Source organism: Halorubrum shenae (assembly GCF_051194165.1).
GTDB lineage: Archaea > Halobacteriota > Halobacteria > Halobacteriales > Haloferacaceae > Halorubrum.
The window spans coordinates 118906-135215 of sequence record NZ_JBLZNI010000006.1 but is presented as its reverse complement, the minus strand read 5'-3'; the positions used below and the strand labels follow the sequence as shown (position 1 = coordinate 135215).

Below are 16310 nucleotides of genomic sequence, written 5' to 3'. Positions count from 1 at the left end.
GGACTGATCGCACCGACGGCGACAGGTTTATTCCTCGACACACCACTCATTCCTGTATGTCCGGTGAATCGTCTCCCGTCGACTCCGGCGGTGATCTGCGGTGAGTGATCCCTCGGTTCTCGTCGTCGAAGACGAGCCCGACATTGCTGCGTTGTACGCCGGCTTCCTCGAGGAACGGTACGACGTGGATCTCGCCGAGACCGCCGCCGACGCGATCGATCGGATCGACGGCGCGGTCGACGTGGTGTTGCTCGACCGTCGGCTCCCGGACGGGAGCGGTGACGACGTGCTCGAACACATCCGCGAGGCAGGCTACGACTGCGGCGTCGCGATGGTCACGGCGGTCGAACCCGACTTCGATATCATCGAGATGGGGTTCGACCTGTACCTCACCAAGCCCGTCAGCCGCTCGAAGCTACTGGCGGCGATCGACACGCTGTTGACCCGCAGCGAGTACGACGAGCTCATTCAGGAAACCGCGGCGCTGGCGAGCAAGCGCGCGGTGCTCGACGCCCAGAAGCCCGCCGCCCAGCGCGATGGAAACGACGCGTACGCCGAGCTCGTCGAGCGACTCGAAGACCTCGACGCCGACATCGACGAGCTCGGCGAGTCGCTGTCGTCTGACGATTATCGCGCGATGTTCCGCGACATCGGTAAGGCCTGAGCCGTCGTCGTCTGCGATTCTCTCCTCGCTCGGCCCGTCACTGCGTTACTGTATGGGTTTTCTCCCCGATCTGTTCGGTCTCTCGTACCGTTGTCCTCGACGCCGTCCGACTGCGAAACCCGCTGACCGCGCCCGAATCCCGAACGAAGTTTGAACGGAGTTCGCATCGACTCGGCAACAAGATTGTTCGGACGAGGAGGGAATCGCGCTCTGGCCCGAAGACGGCGAGCCGGTCGACGGTGACGTCACCGACGCCGTGGCGCTGTTCGACGCGGGGACGGAGCCGAACGCGGAGCCCCCCGGAACCGGTCCCGACCAAGCGCCCGCGCAGGACGCGCCCGATCAGGGTGCAGACGAGGGGGACGTCGTGCGGCGCCTGAGTGCCGTCGCCGACGGCCACAAACATCCGGCCGCCGAGGACGTGGTTCAAGTGACTGTAACTCCGACGTAGATCATGATCAGCGTTACCGAACGTCGAGATACGGTTCTCGCGGCGGCGGCCGGGATCGCCGCGGTCGCCGGTTCGTACCTCGTCACGGGGTGGGCCCTGTCGTTCGTCGTCCGGCCCGTCGATCAGGCCATCGTCAACCTGACGCCCGGGCCGATCGTGACGTTCGCGATCGAGACCTTCGGCGACGCGGGACACCTGATCCACATCGGTTTGGCGTTCGCGGTGGTGGTCGGGCTGTTCGGTGCGGTCGCGTTCGCCGGGCTTCGGCTCGCCGCGCGAACCGACCGACGGGCGATCGGCGCCGCGACCGCCGGCGCCGGATCGTGGCTGCTCGCCGCGGGGTTGACCGGAATCTCGACGGGCGCGCTGAGCGCGGCGCTCTCCGCGGCGGCCGTCGTCGCCATCGGCTGGCTCCCCGCGTCCGTGATACCCGCTGCAGACGACACCGCCGCCGCGGGGGACTCGCCGGCGGTCATGGACGCGGTTCGCCGCCGGACTCTCGGGGTCGTCGCCGGGACGCTCGGGTTCGTCGCCGCGACGGCGATCGGTCGCCGGTCGCTCGCGACGGACGACGAACCGCTCGCCGAGGCCCCGCGGTCCGAGGGGGCGACCGCGCGGCTTCGGGAACTCGACTCGGCCTCGCTGGCGTTCAAGAGCGACGACCTCCACGGGATGGTGACCCCGATCGGCGAGTTCTACCACGTCGATATCGCGGAGTTCGAACCGGAGGTCACCGCGAGCGAGTGGTCGCTGACGTTCACCGGCGAGACCGGGTCCGAGCGGACGGTCGCCTTCGACGAGCTAACCGACCGACCGGCCGAACACCGCGCGGTGACGCTGCGGTGCGTCGGCGAGGACCTGAACGGCCGCAAGCTGGACAACGCCGTCTGGACGGGGACCCCGATCCGGCCGCTGCTCGAGTCGGTCGACCCGGAGGGCGACTGTAACTGCGCGATGTTGCGCGGCGAGGACGGGTACTACGTCCAGTTCCCGGTCGACGCCCTCGCCGAGGGGTTCCTCGCGTGGGGGATGAACGGGAAGGAACTGCCCGCCGGCCACGGCCACCCGGTCCGGGTGCTGATCCCGGGCCACTGGGGCGAGACGAACGTGAAGTGGCTCACGGAGATCGAGCTGCTGAACGTCGAGGAGGACGGCTACTGGGAGGAACGTGGCTGGGAGGGCACCGGTGAGGTAAAGACGGTCGCCAAGCTTTGGGACGAGGGAATCACGGAGCGCGACAACGGTCAGATTGAACTGGCTGGGCACGCCTACGCCGGAACGCGCGGAATCGAGCGGGTCGAGGTGTCGACCGACGGCGGCGACTCGTGGACCGACGCGACGCTCTCCGACCCGCTCCCCGACGCCGACGTCTGGCGGCAGTGGCGGCACACCTTCGACCCCGACGCGACCCACGAGGTCGTCGTCCGCGCGATCGACGGCACGGGGGCCCGTCAGATCCGAGAGGAGTCCGGCTCCGTCCCGACCGGCGCGTCCGGCTGGGTCCGTCGAACGGTTGAGGAGTGAGCGGAACGGCGCGTAGACGGCCTCTCACGACAGCTGTTCGCCGACCAACCGGTCCGCCTCGGCGAGGAACTCGTCCCGCTCGTTGATCGGGATTGTGGCGCCCGCGGCAACGTCGTGGCCCCCGCCGTCGCCGCCGACGGCCTGACTCGCCTCGCGCATCACCACCGAGAGGTCGAGCCCCTGCCGGACCAGCGTATGCGACCCGCGGGAGGACACCTTCAGCGCCTCGGCGCTCTCCTCCGCGAACGCGATCACGGGCTTCGAGCGATCGAGAGCCGGTGAGCCGATCGCCATCCCGGCGACGATGCCGACGATCGTCTCGCGGATCCGCGAGCCGGCGTCGAACCACTGGAGGTGTTGTTCCTCGGTGACGCCCTCCGTCTTCACCCACTGCAGCCCCTCGGAGAGGTTCTTGCGGTGGTTCCGAAGGAGCCTGCGCGCCTCGGCGAGCGCGTCGCCCCGGTCGCCGAGACACACCGCGAGTCCCACGTCGGCCCGCTCGTACCGGGCGGTGGCGTTGAGGAGTGTGGAGAACTCGCTTACGTCCCGCAGCTCGGTGCCGGGTTCCTCGTCGACGAGGGTGTAGGAGGTGCCGACGAGCGCCTCGATCCGATCGGCGGGGACGCCGGAGGCGACGGCCCGGCGCATCAGCCCGGACGCGAGCACCTGCCGCTCCCCGCCGTCGAGGTCGACCCAGCGCCGCCACTCCCCGTCGCGTTTCACGTCGATATCGAGATCGCGTAAAAAGGAGATCGCGCCCGCCTCGTCGTTCGAAATCCCCGGGATCTTCACGTCTGAAGCGTACTCCAGAAGCTTCGGGAGCGGGCGGGTCTGTCTGCCGTACAGGTCCAGATCCGTTCGCGTCTCGATGACCTCGGCGTCGACGCCGTCGGTGACGACCGCCTCGTTGGCGCCGACGAGCCCGCCGTCCGAGTCCTGCATGTCGCCGACGGCGCCGACGACCGCCAGCGCGGCGAGGTCGCGGTTGTCGCCGTCCGTCCCCTCCAGCGCACGAGCGAGCACGTAGCTCGCGCCTGCCCCTGATAGCTCGCTCGCGCCGTTTATCCCCTCCAGTAGGGGGTTGAGATGGAACTCCGTCTCGCGATCGGCCGGCTGGTGGTGGTCGGCGATCACGGGAACAAAGTCGCCGTGATCCTCGTGTTCGCCGATCACGTCGAGCTGGCCGGAGCCGAAGTCGGTGAACAGCACCACGTCGAACTCGCGGGCGGCGATCCCGGCGATCGACTCGGCGTCGAGCTGTTTCTCGAAGACGACCTCGTGGTCGATCTCGGCCCGCGCGAGCGCTGTCGAGGCGATCGCGCCGCTGGTGAGCCCGTCGGCGTCGATGTGAGACGTGAGCAGCACGCGATCCGCGGCGCGGAGCCGGTCGGCGCAGGCGTCGGCGCGCTCAGCGAGGGCGGGTACGGGTGTGCTGGCGGCTGCCATTACGACACGTTGGCTCGCGATCGGGGATAAACTCACGCTTCGGTCGGCCGACGGGAGGTGACTTCGCCTCTCGCCGCCGCTCCGACACAGGCCGAGGCATCACTTGCCGTAACTGACGGTTATAGATGTTTGTAGATATATGCACTACACACATGACACGTGGGTTCAACACCCGGAGTCTCCACGCCGGCGCCGAAGCCGATCCGGCGACCGGGTCGCGTGCGACCCCGATCCACCAGACGACCTCCTACGTCTTCGACGACGCGGACGCGGCGGCGGAGATGTACGCGCTCCGGGCGGAGGGCCACATCTACTCTCGGCTCTCCAACCCGACCGTGAACGTCCTCGAAGACCGGCTCGCGGACCTGTCGGGCGGTACCGACGCGGTCGCGACCGGCTCGGGGATGGCTGCCTTCGACGCGATAACGACCGTCCTTGCCAGCGCGGGCGACAACGTCGTCGCCAGCTCTGAGATGTACGGCGGCACGGCCGCGTACCTCACGAGTATCGCGAACCGTCGCGGCGTCGAGGCCCGGCTCGTCGACACGCTCGACGACGAGGCGTACGAAGACGCGATCGACGACGACACCGCGTTCGTCCACGTCGAGACGGTCGCGAACCCCTCGCTCGTCACGCCCGACTTCGAGCGGCTCGCCGAGCTCGCTCACGAGCATGCGGTCCCGCTCGTGGTCGACAACACGTTCGCGACCCCCTATCTCTGCCGGCCCTTCGACCACGGCGCCGACATCGTCTGGGAGTCGACGACGAAGTGGATCACGGGCAACGGCACTACCGTCGGCGGCGTCGTCGTCGACGGCGGGCAGTTTCCGTGGGACCACCCCGACGCCGACTACGACGAGCTCGACGGGCAGTCGCCCGCCTACCCGATCGACTTCGTCGAGCGGTTCGGCGACGCCGCCTTCGCCAACGTCGCCCGCCAACGCGGGGTGCGGCCGACCGGCGGCCAGCAGTCGCCCTTCGACGCGTGGCAGACGATCCAGGGGCTGAACACGCTCCCGCTCCGGATGGAGCGCCACTGCGAGAACGCCCGGACCGTCGCCGAGTTCCTCCGCGACGACGACCGGGTCGACTGGGTGGCGTACCCCGGCTTCGAGGACCACCGGAGCCACGACAACGCCGCAAAATACCTCGACGGCTACGGCGGGATGGTCACCTTTGGCGTCGACGGCGGCTACGAGGTCGCCAAGGCGTTCTGCGAGTCGGTCGATCTCACGAGCTTCCTCGCGAACATCGGGGACGCGAAGACGCTCGTCATCCACCCCGCCTCGACCACCCACGCGCAGATGGACGAGACCCAACAGCGTCTCGCCGGTGTCCACCCGGAGATGCTCCGGCTCTCCGTCGGGATCGAAGACGCTGACGACGTGATCGCCGACCTCGATCAAGGGCTCGCTGCCGGCGAGCGTGCCGCTGCGGAGGGGCGATCCGCATGAGCGCGACGCCGACCGACCACGGCGTCGCTTCGCTCGGGGAGTTCACCTTCGAGTGCGGCCAGTCGGTCCCGGACCTCGAGGTCGCCTACGAGACCCACGGCGAGTTCGACGGCGACAACGTGGTGTTGGTCTGTCACGCGCTCACCGGCAGCCAGAACGTCGCCCGGTCGCCCGCGCCGGAGCGCGACGAGGGAACCCGCGGGGCCGGACAGGCGGGGCAGGCCCGCGCGTGGTGGGACGACATCGTCGGGCCGGGGAAGGCGATCGACACCACGGAGTACTACGTCGTCTGCGCGAACGTCCCCGGCTCTTGTTACGGCACCACGGGCCCGACGAGCGAGCGGCCCGCCGACCTCGACCTCCCCGACGAGCCCGACCACGACCGGTGGGGGACCGCCTTCCCGCCGGTGCAGGTCGAGGACTGGGCGCGCTCGCAGCGCCGCCTCCTGGACCACCTCGGCGTGGGTCGGCTCCGGGCCGTCGTCGGCGGGAGCGTCGGCGGGATGAACGTCTTAGAGTGGGCGAAGCGCTACCCGGACGACGTCGACCGCGTGGTCGCCATCGCGACCGCCGGGCGCCTCGACGCGCAGTGTCTCGCGCTCGACGCGGTCGCCCGCCGCGCGATCCGCGCGGACTCGAACTGGAACGGCGGCGACTACTACGGCGAGAGGCGGCCCTCGCCGGACGAGGGGCTCGCCTTAGCCCGCCAGATCGGGCACATCATGTACCTCTCGAAGGCGTCGATGGAGCGGAAGTTCGGACGACGCTCGGCGGGCCGCGACTCGCTGACCCGCGAGGAGGGGGACCTCGGACTGCCGCCCGAGCCGACGGCGGCGTTCTTCCCGTACCGCGAGGTGGAGTCGTACCTCGACTATCAGGCCGAGGGGTTCAGCGAGCGGTTCGACGCCAACAGCTATCTCTACCTCACGCGCGCGATGGACGAGTACGACCTCTCTGCGGGCCACGGCACCGACGCCGACGCGCTCGCTGCCTTCGAGGGCGAGGCGCTCCTGTTGAGCTTCACCGCCGACTGGCATTTCACCATCGAGCAGTCGTCGTCGCTCGCCGACGCGTTCCGCGCCGGCAACACCCCGGTCGCGCACCACGTGATCGACTCCGATCACGGCCACGACGCGTTCCTCGTCGAGCCCGAACACGTCGGCCCGCCGCTCCGCGACTTCCTCGCCGAGGGGACCGCCGGTCGCGCCGTCTCCGACGACGGCAGCGAGGGCGACGACTCCGCGCGTCCCGAGCCCGACCACGCGCCGGTCCACGCGAGCCTTTTTAAGGGATAGCTGGGGCTTTGGCGGTGTTCGTGGTCGATCCGGTATCAACGATTTATAAGCAATCGCCTGTGTCGCCAGAAACGTCTCCTCAGAACTCTCACGATCAACCATGATAACGTTCATAGTTCTCGACTCCGTGGTGTGTGAGGTATGCCCGGTGGACACTCCCAGACGCTCAAACCGTTCCTGTGGCGCGCCGAACGACTGTACCCGGACACCGAGATCGTCTCCCGGACTCACGAGGGACGGACGCGACACACGTACGCCGAGTACGCCGGCCGAACCGCTCGGCTCGCGAACGCGCTCGACGAGTACGGGATCGAACGCGGCGACAGGGTAGCGACGTTCTGCTGGAACCACACCCGCCACTTCGAGACGTACTTCGGCGTCCCGAGCGTCGGCGCGCAGCTCCACACGATCAACCCCCTGCTGCCCGACGAGCACATTCAGTACATCGTCGACGACGCCGAAGACGAGATCATCTTCGTCGACCCGTCGCTGGCGCCGAAGCTCGCCGCCGCCGCCGAGGGCGCCGAGGAGTTCGCCGACGTCGACTTCGTCGTGATGGGGTCGACGGAAATCGACGAACTCGACGCCACGCCGTACGAGGAGTTCATCGCGGACCAGCCGACCGACTACGACTGGCCCGAACTCGACAGCGACCAGCCGGCCGGCCTTTGTTACACCTCCGGGACGACGGGGAAGCCGAAGGGCGTCGAGTACACCCAGTCGATGCTGTGGGCCCACACGATGGCCTCCCAGACGCCGCAGGGGATCCCGATGGAGGACTCCGACGTCGTCATGCCGGTCGTTCCCATGTTCCACGTCAACGCGTGGGGGATGCCGTTCACCGCGACCGCGGCGGGCGCGAAACACGTCTATCCCGGGCCGTCGCCGGATCCGGCCGACCTCGCCGCCCTCATCGAAGAGGAGGGCGTGACGATCTCCGCGGGCGTGCCGACGGTGTGGCTCGGGCTCCGGGAGTACATCGGCGAGGGGAACGACGTGGACCTCTCGACGCTCGACACCGTGATCGTCGGCGGCGCGGCCGCGCCGCAGTCGCTGATCGAGTGGTACGACGACCGCGGCGTCGAGGTGCTCCACGCGTGGGGGATGACCGAGCTGTCGCCGATCGGCACCGTCTCGCATCTCACCGACGACCTCCGTGACGCCGACTACGACACGCAGGTCGACAAACGAGCGAAACAAGGGCTCGTCGTTCCCGGATTGGAGTTCGAGGTCATCAACGAGGACGGCGAGGAGATCGCGTGGGACGGCGAGGCGTTCGGCGAGCTCCGGATCCGCGGGCCGTGGGTCACCAAGGAGTACTTCGCCCGCCCCGACGCCAGCGAGGAGGAGTTCGTCGACGGCTGGCTGAAGACCGGCGACGTGGTCACCGTCGACGAGGACGGCTACATCCAGCTCGTCGACCGAACGAAGGACGTGATCAAGTCGGGCGGCGAATGGATATCCAGCGTCGAGTTGGAGAACGCGATCATGGCGTACGACGGCGTGAGCGAGGCGACCGTGGTCGGCGTCCCCCACGAGCGCTGGCAGGAGCGCCCGGTCGCGTTCGTCGTCCCGGTCGACGACGTCGATCGCGACGCCTTAGTCGAGGAGATCGAGACGGGACTCCGCGACGAGTACCCGAAGTGGTGGGTCCCGGACGCGGTGGAGTTCATCGACGAGGTACCCAAAACCGCCACCGGGAAGTTCTCGAAGAAGGACCTCCGCGAGCAGTACGCCGACCAGTCGCTCGTCGAGGGGTCCGTGCCGGAAGACGACGCGCCGGAGCAGGAGTAAGTCGCTAGCGAGCCGCTCGCGACGGGTTCACTCGCCGTCCCGGTCGCCGACGATCCACTTGTGCGAGTAGCTCTCGCCGCAGGTGCAGTGGGCGTACGCGTGGATCACGTCGCCTTCGGCGTAGAGCCCGCCGACGTCCTCGTTTTGCGCCTCCGCGAACGCGAAGACGAAGTTGACCGCGTGGTCGTCGTCGGGGCCCTCCTCGGCGAAGGGACACGCCCCGTCGTCGAGCGAGCGGGCGATCCCGCCCTCCGCGCCCATCGCCGTCTTCGCGAACTCCATCGCGCCCATGCCCGTGCCGGCCTCGAACGCGGACCGACCGGTCTCGCCGTCGAGGATCAGTCGAACCCCGTCGTCGGTCTCGGTGCCGACGTTCCGGAGCCGGGAGTCGTCGTCGAGATACGCGTCGCTCAGGTAGAAGACCACGTCGTCGAGCCGCTCGCCCGCGAGGAACTCGTCGAGGTTGCTCATGCCGGCCCGAGGCGCGTGAGCGGTAAAAGGGGTGCGAGTCGCGGTCGAACTGCGCAATCGTCGCCGGTAACGAGGGTCGACGCGCATCGAACCGATGACAGATCATGTGGAATCGGAGTAACTGTTAATACGTCTCACTGAGATCCGTCGCCTAATGAGCCCGCAAACACCATCCGGAGACCGGCTCGCCGAGTGGGCTGAGCTGGTCGACGAAGACGTCCCCGAGAAGCTCCGCGAGGAGCGCTCCGCCGAGCGATAACTTTCACCCCGCTTCGCGAAGGCTTTAGGCCGACGGCGGCGAAGCACCGCCGATGGCGACCGAGGCCGCCGGTATCGACAGACCCCTGCTCGTCGACGACTTCCTCCAGCGGCGTCGCTACCAGCTCCAGTTGGCGGACGCCGCCGCCGACGAACACACCCTCGTCTGTCTCCCGACCGGCCTCGGCAAGACGACGGTCAGCCTGCTCGTCACCGCGGAGCGCCTCCACGAGGCCGGCGGGAAGGCGCTCTTTTTAGCCCCCACCAAACCCCTCGTCCAGCAGCACGCCGACTTCTACCGCGAGGCGCTGGAGATTCCGGACGACGAGATCGTCGTGTTCACCGGCGACGTGAAGCCCGACGACCGCGCCGCGCTCTGGGACGGCGCCCGGATCGTGATCGCGACTCCGCAGGTCGTCGAGAACGACCTGGTCGGCAACCGGATCTCGCTGCGCGACGTGACGCACTGCACCTTCGACGAGTGTCACCGCGCGACCGGCGACTACGCGTACGTCTACATCGCGGAGCGCTACCACGCCGACGCGGCCGACCCGCTCGTAACCGGCATGTCGGCGTCGCCCGGCGGCGACACCGAGGAGATCGAGACGGTCTGTGAGAACCTCGGGCTCTCGAACGTCGAGGTGATGACCGAGGCGGACGCCGACGTTGACGAGTACACCCACGACACCGAGGTGCAGTGGGAGCAGGTCACGCTCCCGGACGAGGTCCTCGACATCCGCGACGCGCTCAACGAGGTGATCACCGACCGGCTGGAGAAGCTCAAGTCGCTGGGCGTGACGAACAAGACGAGCCCCGACCTCTCACAGAAGGACCTCAACAAGATGCGCGGGCAGCTCAAGCAGATGATGGACAACGACCAGTCGGACGGGTACAAGGGGATGTCCACCCACGCCGAGGTGATGAAGCTCCGGCGCGCGACGGAGCTCGTCGAGACGCAGTCGGTCGAGTCCGTCCGGCGCTACTTCGAGCGTCAGCGCGAGGCGGCCAGATCGTCGGGCGCCTCGAAGGCGAGTCAGCGCATGGTCGCGGACCCGAAGGTACGCGAGGCGATGCGGAAAGCGGAGTCGTTCGACGGGCTCCACCCGAAGTTCTCGAAGGCCCGGATCCTCTTGGCCGAAACCCTCGGGATCAACGAGGGCGAGCGCGCGATCCTCTTCACCGAGTCCCGCGACACCGCCGAGGCGCTCGTGGAGTTCCTCTCGGCGAGCTTCGACGTGCGGAAGTTCGTCGGGCAGGGCGACAAGGAGGGCTCCGACGGGATGAGCCAGAAGCAGCAACAGGAGGCGCTCGACGAGTTCAAAGCCGGCGAGTTCGAGGTGCTCGTCTCCACGAGCGTCGCCGAGGAGGGGCTCGACGTCCCCGAGGTCGATCTCGTCTGCTTCTACGAGCCCGTCCCCACCGCGATCCGCTCGATCCAGCGCAAGGGCCGGACCGGCCGACAGGCCGAGGGGAAGGTCGTCGTCCTGATGGCCGAAGACACCCGCGACGAGGCGTTCTTCTGGATCTCCCGGCGGCGCGAGAAGAAGATGGCCAGCCAGCTCGACGAGCTGAAGGAGGCAACCGACGACATCGAGGAGACCGTCGGCGACGACGGGCAGGCGGGGCTCGACGCGTTCGCCGGGGGATCCGCCGCACACGACACCACGCCGGAAGCCGGCGATAGCGCGGCTGACAGTGATGATACCGATAGCAGCGACGCCGACGCCACCACCGACGGCAACACCGCCACCGACGGCGACGCCCCCACCGACACCGACGCCGGCCTCACCGACTTCGCGGCGGAGACGCGAGACGGGGATGCCGACGGAAAGGGCGACGGGGAGAGCGACGACGAGAGCGAGCGGGCCGGCGAGGCAGAAGCGAGCGACGTCGATAACAACGACGACGGCGTCGTCGCCACCGCCGGCGTCGACGACGGCGTCGAGGTCGTCGTCGACCAGCGTGAACTCGACTCCTCGATCGCGAAGGACCTCTCGACGCGCGACGGGCTCGTCACCCGGCTGGAGACGCTCGCGGTCGGCGACTACGTGCTCTCCGACCGGGTCGCCGTCGAGCGCAAGTCGGCGGCCGACTTCGTCGACTCGATGCTCGACGCCGACCGCTCGATGTTCGAGCAGGTCGGCGAGCTCTCGCGGGCGTACGCCCGCCCCGTGATGATCGTCGAGGGGACGAACCTCTACGGCCAGCGCGACATCGATCCCAACGCGATCCGTGGCGCGCTCGCGTCGCTCGCGGTCGACTTCGACGTGAGCGTCCTGCGTACCGAAGACGAGGGAGACACCACGGAGCTGCTCGCGACGATCGCCAAGCGCGAACAGGAGACGCGCGACCGCGAGGTGAGCGTCCACGGCGAGAAAACGACGAAGACCCGCGCGGAACAGCAGGAGTACGTCGTCTCCTCCATCGCCGACATCGGCCCGGTCACCGCGCGCACCCTCCTCGAACACTTCGGCACCGTCGAGGCCGTGATGACCGCGCCCGAGGACGACCTGCTGGCGGTCGATGGGGTCGGCCCGGTGACCGCGGAGCGCATCCGCGAGGTCGTCGGGAGCGACTACGAGTAGCTCCGACGGGACGACCGGAACCGCTCGCCGCGAAAAGCGTCCTCCGTGGGTCTGATCGGCGAAACGGTATTGTATACTGGGTAGTATACGAGATCACATGAGCAAGAGCATCCGCGTCGACGAGGACACGCACGCCGCACTCGCGTCGCTGAAGGGCGATGACGAGACTTTCGATGACCTGCTGACTCGACTGATCCGCGAGCGTCGCGAGGATATCCGGGCCGGGGCCGGCCTGTGGGCAGGGAGCGACGCGCCTGAGCGTGCACGAGAAAAACGCCGAGAGATGAAACGCGGGGTCGACTCGCGGTGACGGTGTACGACAGCAGCGTTCTCATCGATTACCTCGCCGGACGAGACGCGGTCGTCGAGTACGTGCACGAACGTGCCGACGAGCCGGCGAACGCACCGCCGCTCGTGCTGTTCGAGGTGTACCAAGGCGAGGTGTTCCGGTCGGGATCAACGAATCTCGACGCGGTCGACGACGCTCTCGATTGGATACAGGTGGTCGACACGTCGGCGACGGTCGCGCGCGAGGCGGCGGTGCTTCAGGATGCGCTCCGCGACCGAGGTGACCCGCTCGCGGCTCGTGACGCATTTATCGCGGGGAGCGCTGTCGCCCTAAACGAGCGACTCGCCGTGTCTGACGCCGATTTCGATGTCGACGGGCTGCGTGACGTTCTCGATCTCGATCTCGTCTAGGGGGACTCATTCGAACCCGCTCACCAGCGTCACGACCCACTGGCCGAGGTCGTACTCCGCCCGGACCTACACGCGCGTCATCCACTTCACCCACTGGAACCCGCGGCGGTCGGGCGCGACAAGCCGAGCCGGCGCGCCGTGGCCGTGGCTCAGCCGCTCGCCGCCGACGCGGCTCGCGAGCAGGGCGTCCTCGGCCTCGTCGATCGGGAGGCTCCAGCGGTAGCCCGTGACCGACGTGAATCGGACGTAGGCGGCATCGTCGTCGAGCTTTCCCGCCGCGTCGAGCAGGTCGCCGACGCGGATCCCGCCCCACTCCTGCACCGTGTGCCAGCCGCTGGTGCAGTCGAGCAGCGCCTCCGTCTCGTGGCCCGCGGCGAGTTCGTCGGCGGTCAGTTCGACGGGATCGCTCACGAGCCCGCCGACCCGAAGCCGGTAGTCGTCGCGGTCGATCGGATCGGGGTCGTCGGCGACCCACGAGGTGATCGGGAACGCGCCGTTTCCGGCGCCCTCGCGCGGCTGCGACCCGGTGAACCGTCGGTCCGAGCCGGCGGTGTCGAGCGCGTCGTTGATCCCCTGCTGGAGTCGGTACGTCGCCGCGCCCGCGGTCAGCAGGGCCGTGTACCGGAGCGCGGTCCGGCGGCGCTCGAAGTCGACCCGCCGCGGGAGCCGGAACCGGGTCGTCGCGTGCGCCGCCACGAGCGGGACCAAGGCGAGGCCGAACCCGACGTGGACGGAGAGGAGCGTCCAGTAGGAGACCCGCACGTCGAGCCCGAACACCCACGCGATCCCGGTCGCGAGCGCGCCGAGCGCGGCGACGAGCGTCAGGACGGACAGCGCGGTCGACCGCCGCCAGAGGCCGGGATCGGTGAGGCGGTGACGGACCCGGGCGAGCTTCCACGCGAGCAGCGCGACGATCCCGACGCCGAGCGCGCGGTGGAGCCAGAACAGCGGCCACCCCTCGGGGACACCCACCGTGAACGAGGCGAGGCCGGTCGCCGCCTCGGCGACGACGAACGCGAACAGCGACCAGTCGACCGCGCGCGGCGGCGGCTCTAGCCGATCGAGCGCTTCGCCGAGCCGGGATCGCACGTCCATCTCGTCCGTGATACGTGCTACCGAGACAAAAGCGCCGTCACAGTTCGTACACCTCGCCGTCCACCGCGAGCGGCTCTTCGAACGCCTCGTCGGGCGGGTAGTAGTGCGCGAGATGGACGAGCCGGGTGCGGTCGGCGTCCAGTTCGTCGGCGAGCGCGAGCGCCCCCTCCCGAGTCATGTGTTTCGAGCCGAACGTGCGCGGGACGCCGTCCGGGCCCTCGTGGCGCCCGCCGATCGGGTGGTGTTCACAGAGCGAGGCGGGGACGATGGCGTCGGCGAGCAGGAGGTCGGCGTCGGAGAGGGCCTCGCGCGACCGCTCCGGGATGTCGTAGCTCGTGTCGCCCGTAAGCGCGAGCGTCCCGCCCGTCTCCGGATCCTCGATCACGACCCCGTAACACAGGAGCGGCGGGTGGTCGACGGGGACGAACCGGACCTCGAACCCGCACGTCTCGAAGGGATCGAACGGATCGCGGGCGTGGACGCCGATCCGGTCTTCCAGGTAGTCGTACTTGCGCCGGATCGTCTCCGCGACGCTCTCGTCGGTGGCGGGATCGGTCTCGTTCGGCGCGTGGACCGGGAGCCCGTCGACGATCCGGTAGACGTTGCCGAGCCCGTCGAGGTGATCGAAGTGGATGTGCGTCACGAGCCCGGCGTCGGGCGGCGAGACGTCGTGGTCGAGGAACTGGCTCCGGAAGTCGGGACTGAAGTCGACGAGCAGCGATTCGCCGGTGCGCTCGTTGGCGACATGGACCGAGAACCGCGAGCGCGACACCCCTCGCTCGCGCGCCGCGGCGCAGGTGTCACAGTCGCAGCCGACCGTCGGCGTCCCGGTCGTGTCGCCGGTGCCGAGAAGGGTGACCCGCATCTCGGATCGGAGTCGGCTCCCCACCGACTTAGCGTCCGTGATCGACCCGCGGGGTCGGCGGTCGCGAGGGTGACGTTCGTGTCGCCTCCCGCCCCGATTTATAAGCCCATCAGGGACGACGCTCCGGTATGCACGACGCTCGCGACCTCGTCCTCGCGCGGCTCCCCTCGGCGGTCCCGGTCCGCACGACCGTTCACGTCTACGGGGAGGGCCGTCTCGTCGACGGCGCGGACGGCCCCGAACTCGACGTGCCGGCAGACGGCGGTCCCGTCGTCTACGCGCAAGCGGCCCAACACGGCCGAGAGGTGAACGGGACGGCGGTCCTCCGCCGGCTTCACGAGCGGCTGACGGAGACGGGCGAAGACGCGACGAACGCGGAGTTCGCGGGGACTCTCGTGACGGTTCCCGTCGCCGACCCGCTCACCTTTGACCGGGTCTCGTACACCACTCCGGAGCCGATCGACGCGGTCCACTCGAACATGAACCGCTGTTGGCCCGGCGACGCCGACGGGACGCTCCACGAGCGGATGGCGGCCAGCCTCTGGTCGTTCGCGAGCGCGGCGGACGCGGTCGTCGACCTCCACACCGGGTCGCCCGCGATGCTCACGCACGCCGTGTACATGCGCGATGACCCGGCCTGCCGGGCGCTCGCGGAGGCGTTCGGCACCGACCTCCTGCTCGCCGAGGCCGCGGACGAAGAGGCGGACGCGGAGTGGGCGGTGCGCGGCTTCGCGGGCAAGCTCCGCGTCGCCGCTACCCGCGAGGGGATCCCGACGGTCACGCCCGAACTCGCGCACAGCCGTGAGATCGTCGCCGAGGCGGTCGACACCGGCGTCAAGGGGATGCTCGGCGTACTCCGACACGAGGGGCTCTTGCCCGGTGAGCCGGCTTCGTGGAACGGCACGGTCGCGCGGAACCACCTCGGGCGCGTTGAGGCCGCGGAGTCGGGGCTGTTTACTCCCGACCGTGGTCTCTCGGTCGGCGACGACGTCGAGGCCGGCGACAGACTCGGCGTCGTCCACGACCCCGCGACGTTCGAGCCGCTTCAGACCCCGACGGCCGACCGCGACGGGATCGTCTACTCGATCGCCCGCGAGGCGACCGTCACTGCGGGCGCGACGCTCGTGGGCGTGGCTGAACGGCTGGGGGAGTGATCCGACGCGGCCGAGCAGGTCGCTGCCGTCTAGGGCTGCCGTACCCGGATCGTCCCCGCGGCGTCGACGGTGACGAACAGCCGCTTGCGCACCTCGCGGCCGCGGACTGCGTCGCCCGCGCGCTCGCCGATCGTCTTCATCAGGTCGGGCGCGGTCTGGTTCACCTTCACCCCCGCCTCGTCGCAGGCGTCGTACACGCGTTTCGGCGCGTCGTAGAGGTCGGTCCCCGCCTCGATCTCGACGCGGACCGGTGCGGCGAGCGCCTCCGCGAACGCGACCGTCTCGCGGGCGCTCGCCACGTTGTCGCGGGCGCTGGCCTCGACGCTGGAGACGTTCGCGCGCGACGTACCCAGCCGGTCAGCGATGTCAGATTGGCGGAGCCCCCGCTCGCGGAGCGCCAGCACCTCGGCCTGCCGGCGGGTGAGAACGCTCTCGTCCGCGGCGAACCCCGCTCGCTCCAACAGCGCCGCGGCGTCGACGTCGTCGGGATCGGGGTCCGGGCCGGAATCGGGGACCCCGTCGTCTGCCACCATACGTGTCCTCTGGGGACGCGCG

At 69.2% G+C, this 16310-nt stretch carries 14 protein-coding genes and 1 pseudogene; 10 read left to right on the top strand and 5 right to left on the bottom strand.

Going from position 1 to position 16310, the window contains the following annotated elements; all coding sequences use genetic code 11:
• Nucleotides 1-100: 100 nt before the first annotated feature.
• The 3 genes and pseudogenes from ACNS88_RS09425 to ACNS88_RS09415 all read left to right on the top strand — a co-directional run bounded on the left by ACNS88_RS09425 (nucleotide 101) and on the right by ACNS88_RS09415 (nucleotide 2639).
• The gene (locus tag ACNS88_RS09425; RefSeq protein ID WP_435096344.1) at nucleotides 101-664 is read left to right on the top strand and encodes a HalX domain-containing protein; all 564 of its coding nucleotides are present in this window, start codon (nucleotides 101-103) and stop codon (nucleotides 662-664) included.
• A 187-nt stretch (nucleotides 665-851) separates the two neighbouring features.
• Nucleotides 852-1115, top strand: a pseudogene (locus ACNS88_RS09420) (spondin domain-containing protein); the annotation flags it as partial.
• 3 nt (nucleotides 1116-1118) lie between these two features.
• Complete coding sequence (locus tag ACNS88_RS09415; RefSeq protein WP_435096341.1) at nucleotides 1119-2639, top strand: molybdopterin-dependent oxidoreductase; 1521 nt, start codon at nucleotides 1119-1121, stop codon at nucleotides 2637-2639.
• A 24-nt stretch (nucleotides 2640-2663) separates the two neighbouring features.
• On the opposite strand, the gene recJ is transcribed toward ACNS88_RS09415, so the two are convergent.
• On the bottom strand, nucleotides 2664-4085 hold the full coding sequence (gene recJ / locus ACNS88_RS09410) for a RecJ family nuclease (RefSeq protein WP_435096339.1): 1422 nt from the start codon (nucleotides 4083-4085) through the stop codon (nucleotides 2664-2666).
• 152 nt (nucleotides 4086-4237) lie between these two features.
• On the opposite strand from recJ, the gene ACNS88_RS09405 reads away from it, so the two are divergent.
• The 3 genes from ACNS88_RS09405 (at nucleotide 4238) to ACNS88_RS09395 (ending at nucleotide 8628) form a co-directional block, all read left to right on the top strand.
• Nucleotides 4238-5539, top strand: coding sequence for an O-acetylhomoserine aminocarboxypropyltransferase/cysteine synthase family protein (locus tag ACNS88_RS09405; RefSeq protein WP_435096337.1), 1302 nt, complete (start codon nucleotides 4238-4240; stop codon nucleotides 5537-5539).
• A complete protein-coding gene (metX, locus tag ACNS88_RS09400) occupies nucleotides 5536-6834 on the top strand; it encodes a homoserine O-acetyltransferase MetX (RefSeq protein WP_435096335.1) in 1299 nt (432 codons plus the stop codon). The genes ACNS88_RS09405 and metX overlap by 4 nt, the downstream gene beginning before the upstream one ends.
• A gap of 141 nt (nucleotides 6835-6975) precedes the next feature.
• Nucleotides 6976-8628, top strand: a complete 1653-nt coding sequence (locus ACNS88_RS09395) for a long-chain fatty acid--CoA ligase (protein WP_435096332.1) — start codon at nucleotides 6976-6978, stop codon at nucleotides 8626-8628.
• A gap of 27 nt (nucleotides 8629-8655) precedes the next feature.
• Here ACNS88_RS09395 and ACNS88_RS09390 read toward each other — a convergent pair whose 3' ends face one another.
• On the bottom strand, nucleotides 8656-9099 hold the full coding sequence (locus ACNS88_RS09390) for a DUF5807 family protein (RefSeq protein ID WP_435096329.1): 444 nt from the start codon (nucleotides 9097-9099) through the stop codon (nucleotides 8656-8658).
• 311 nt (nucleotides 9100-9410) lie between these two features.
• Here ACNS88_RS09390 and ACNS88_RS09385 point away from each other — a divergent pair, with 311 nt between their 5' ends.
• The 3 genes from ACNS88_RS09385 (at nucleotide 9411) to ACNS88_RS09375 (ending at nucleotide 12641) form a co-directional block, all read left to right on the top strand.
• Nucleotides 9411-11942, top strand: a complete 2532-nt coding sequence (locus ACNS88_RS09385; protein ID WP_435096326.1) for a DEAD/DEAH box helicase — start codon at nucleotides 9411-9413, stop codon at nucleotides 11940-11942.
• A 97-nt stretch (nucleotides 11943-12039) separates the two neighbouring features.
• The gene (locus ACNS88_RS09380; protein ID WP_435096323.1) at nucleotides 12040-12252 is read left to right on the top strand and encodes a DUF7557 family protein; all 213 of its coding nucleotides are present in this window, start codon (nucleotides 12040-12042) and stop codon (nucleotides 12250-12252) included.
• Nucleotides 12249-12641 carry a PIN domain-containing protein gene (locus ACNS88_RS09375; protein WP_435096320.1) on the top strand — a complete coding sequence of 131 codons (393 nt, stop codon included), beginning with the start codon at nucleotides 12249-12251 and terminating at the stop codon, nucleotides 12639-12641. Before ACNS88_RS09380 ends, ACNS88_RS09375 begins: the two co-directional genes overlap by 4 nt.
• A gap of 66 nt (nucleotides 12642-12707) precedes the next feature.
• On the opposite strand, the gene ACNS88_RS09370 is transcribed toward ACNS88_RS09375, so the two are convergent.
• Together ACNS88_RS09370 and ACNS88_RS09365 are read right to left on the bottom strand one after the other, a co-directional pair.
• Nucleotides 12708-13736, bottom strand: coding sequence for a molybdopterin-dependent oxidoreductase (locus tag ACNS88_RS09370; RefSeq protein ID WP_435096317.1), 1029 nt, complete (start codon nucleotides 13734-13736; stop codon nucleotides 12708-12710).
• A 37-nt stretch (nucleotides 13737-13773) separates the two neighbouring features.
• A complete protein-coding gene (locus ACNS88_RS09365) occupies nucleotides 13774-14601 on the bottom strand; it encodes an MBL fold metallo-hydrolase (protein WP_435096559.1) in 828 nt (275 codons plus the stop codon).
• 128 nt (nucleotides 14602-14729) lie between these two features.
• On the opposite strand from ACNS88_RS09365, the gene ACNS88_RS09360 reads away from it, so the two are divergent.
• On the top strand, nucleotides 14730-15755 hold the full coding sequence (locus tag ACNS88_RS09360) for a succinylglutamate desuccinylase/aspartoacylase family protein (RefSeq protein ID WP_435096314.1): 1026 nt from the start codon (nucleotides 14730-14732) through the stop codon (nucleotides 15753-15755).
• A 29-nt stretch (nucleotides 15756-15784) separates the two neighbouring features.
• Here ACNS88_RS09360 and ACNS88_RS09355 read toward each other — a convergent pair whose 3' ends face one another.
• Nucleotides 15785-16288 carry a Tfx family DNA-binding protein gene (locus ACNS88_RS09355; protein ID WP_435096311.1) on the bottom strand — a complete coding sequence of 168 codons (504 nt, stop codon included), beginning with the start codon at nucleotides 16286-16288 and terminating at the stop codon, nucleotides 15785-15787.
• Nucleotides 16289-16310: the final 22 nt, after the last annotated feature.

What these genes read in the sequence shown, in the direction of transcription:
- ACNS88_RS09415 (WP_435096341.1), top strand. Translation starts at nt 1,119, where the DNA reads ATGATCAGCGTTACCGAACGTCGAGATACGGTTCTCGCGGCGGCGGCC.
- recJ (WP_435096339.1), bottom strand. Translation starts at nt 4,085, where the DNA reads ATGGCAGCCGCCAGCACACCCGTACCCGCCCTCGCTGAGCGCGCCGAC.
- ACNS88_RS09405 (WP_435096337.1), top strand. Translation starts at nt 4,238, where the DNA reads ATGACACGTGGGTTCAACACCCGGAGTCTCCACGCCGGCGCCGAAGCC.
- metX (WP_435096335.1), top strand. Translation starts at nt 5,536, where the DNA reads ATGAGCGCGACGCCGACCGACCACGGCGTCGCTTCGCTCGGGGAGTTC.
- ACNS88_RS09395 (WP_435096332.1), top strand. Translation starts at nt 6,976, where the DNA reads ATGCCCGGTGGACACTCCCAGACGCTCAAACCGTTCCTGTGGCGCGCC.
- ACNS88_RS09390 (WP_435096329.1), bottom strand. Translation starts at nt 9,099, where the DNA reads ATGAGCAACCTCGACGAGTTCCTCGCGGGCGAGCGGCTCGACGACGTG.
- ACNS88_RS09385 (WP_435096326.1), top strand. Translation starts at nt 9,411, where the DNA reads ATGGCGACCGAGGCCGCCGGTATCGACAGACCCCTGCTCGTCGACGAC.
- ACNS88_RS09380 (WP_435096323.1), top strand. Translation starts at nt 12,040, where the DNA reads ATGAGCAAGAGCATCCGCGTCGACGAGGACACGCACGCCGCACTCGCG.
- ACNS88_RS09370 (WP_435096317.1), bottom strand. Translation starts at nt 13,736, where the DNA reads ATGGACGTGCGATCCCGGCTCGGCGAAGCGCTCGATCGGCTAGAGCCG.
- ACNS88_RS09365 (WP_435096559.1), bottom strand. Translation starts at nt 14,601, where the DNA reads ATGCGGGTCACCCTTCTCGGCACCGGCGACACGACCGGGACGCCGACG.
- ACNS88_RS09360 (WP_435096314.1), top strand. Translation starts at nt 14,730, where the DNA reads ATGCACGACGCTCGCGACCTCGTCCTCGCGCGGCTCCCCTCGGCGGTC.
- ACNS88_RS09355 (WP_435096311.1), bottom strand. Translation starts at nt 16,288, where the DNA reads ATGGTGGCAGACGACGGGGTCCCCGATTCCGGCCCGGACCCCGATCCC.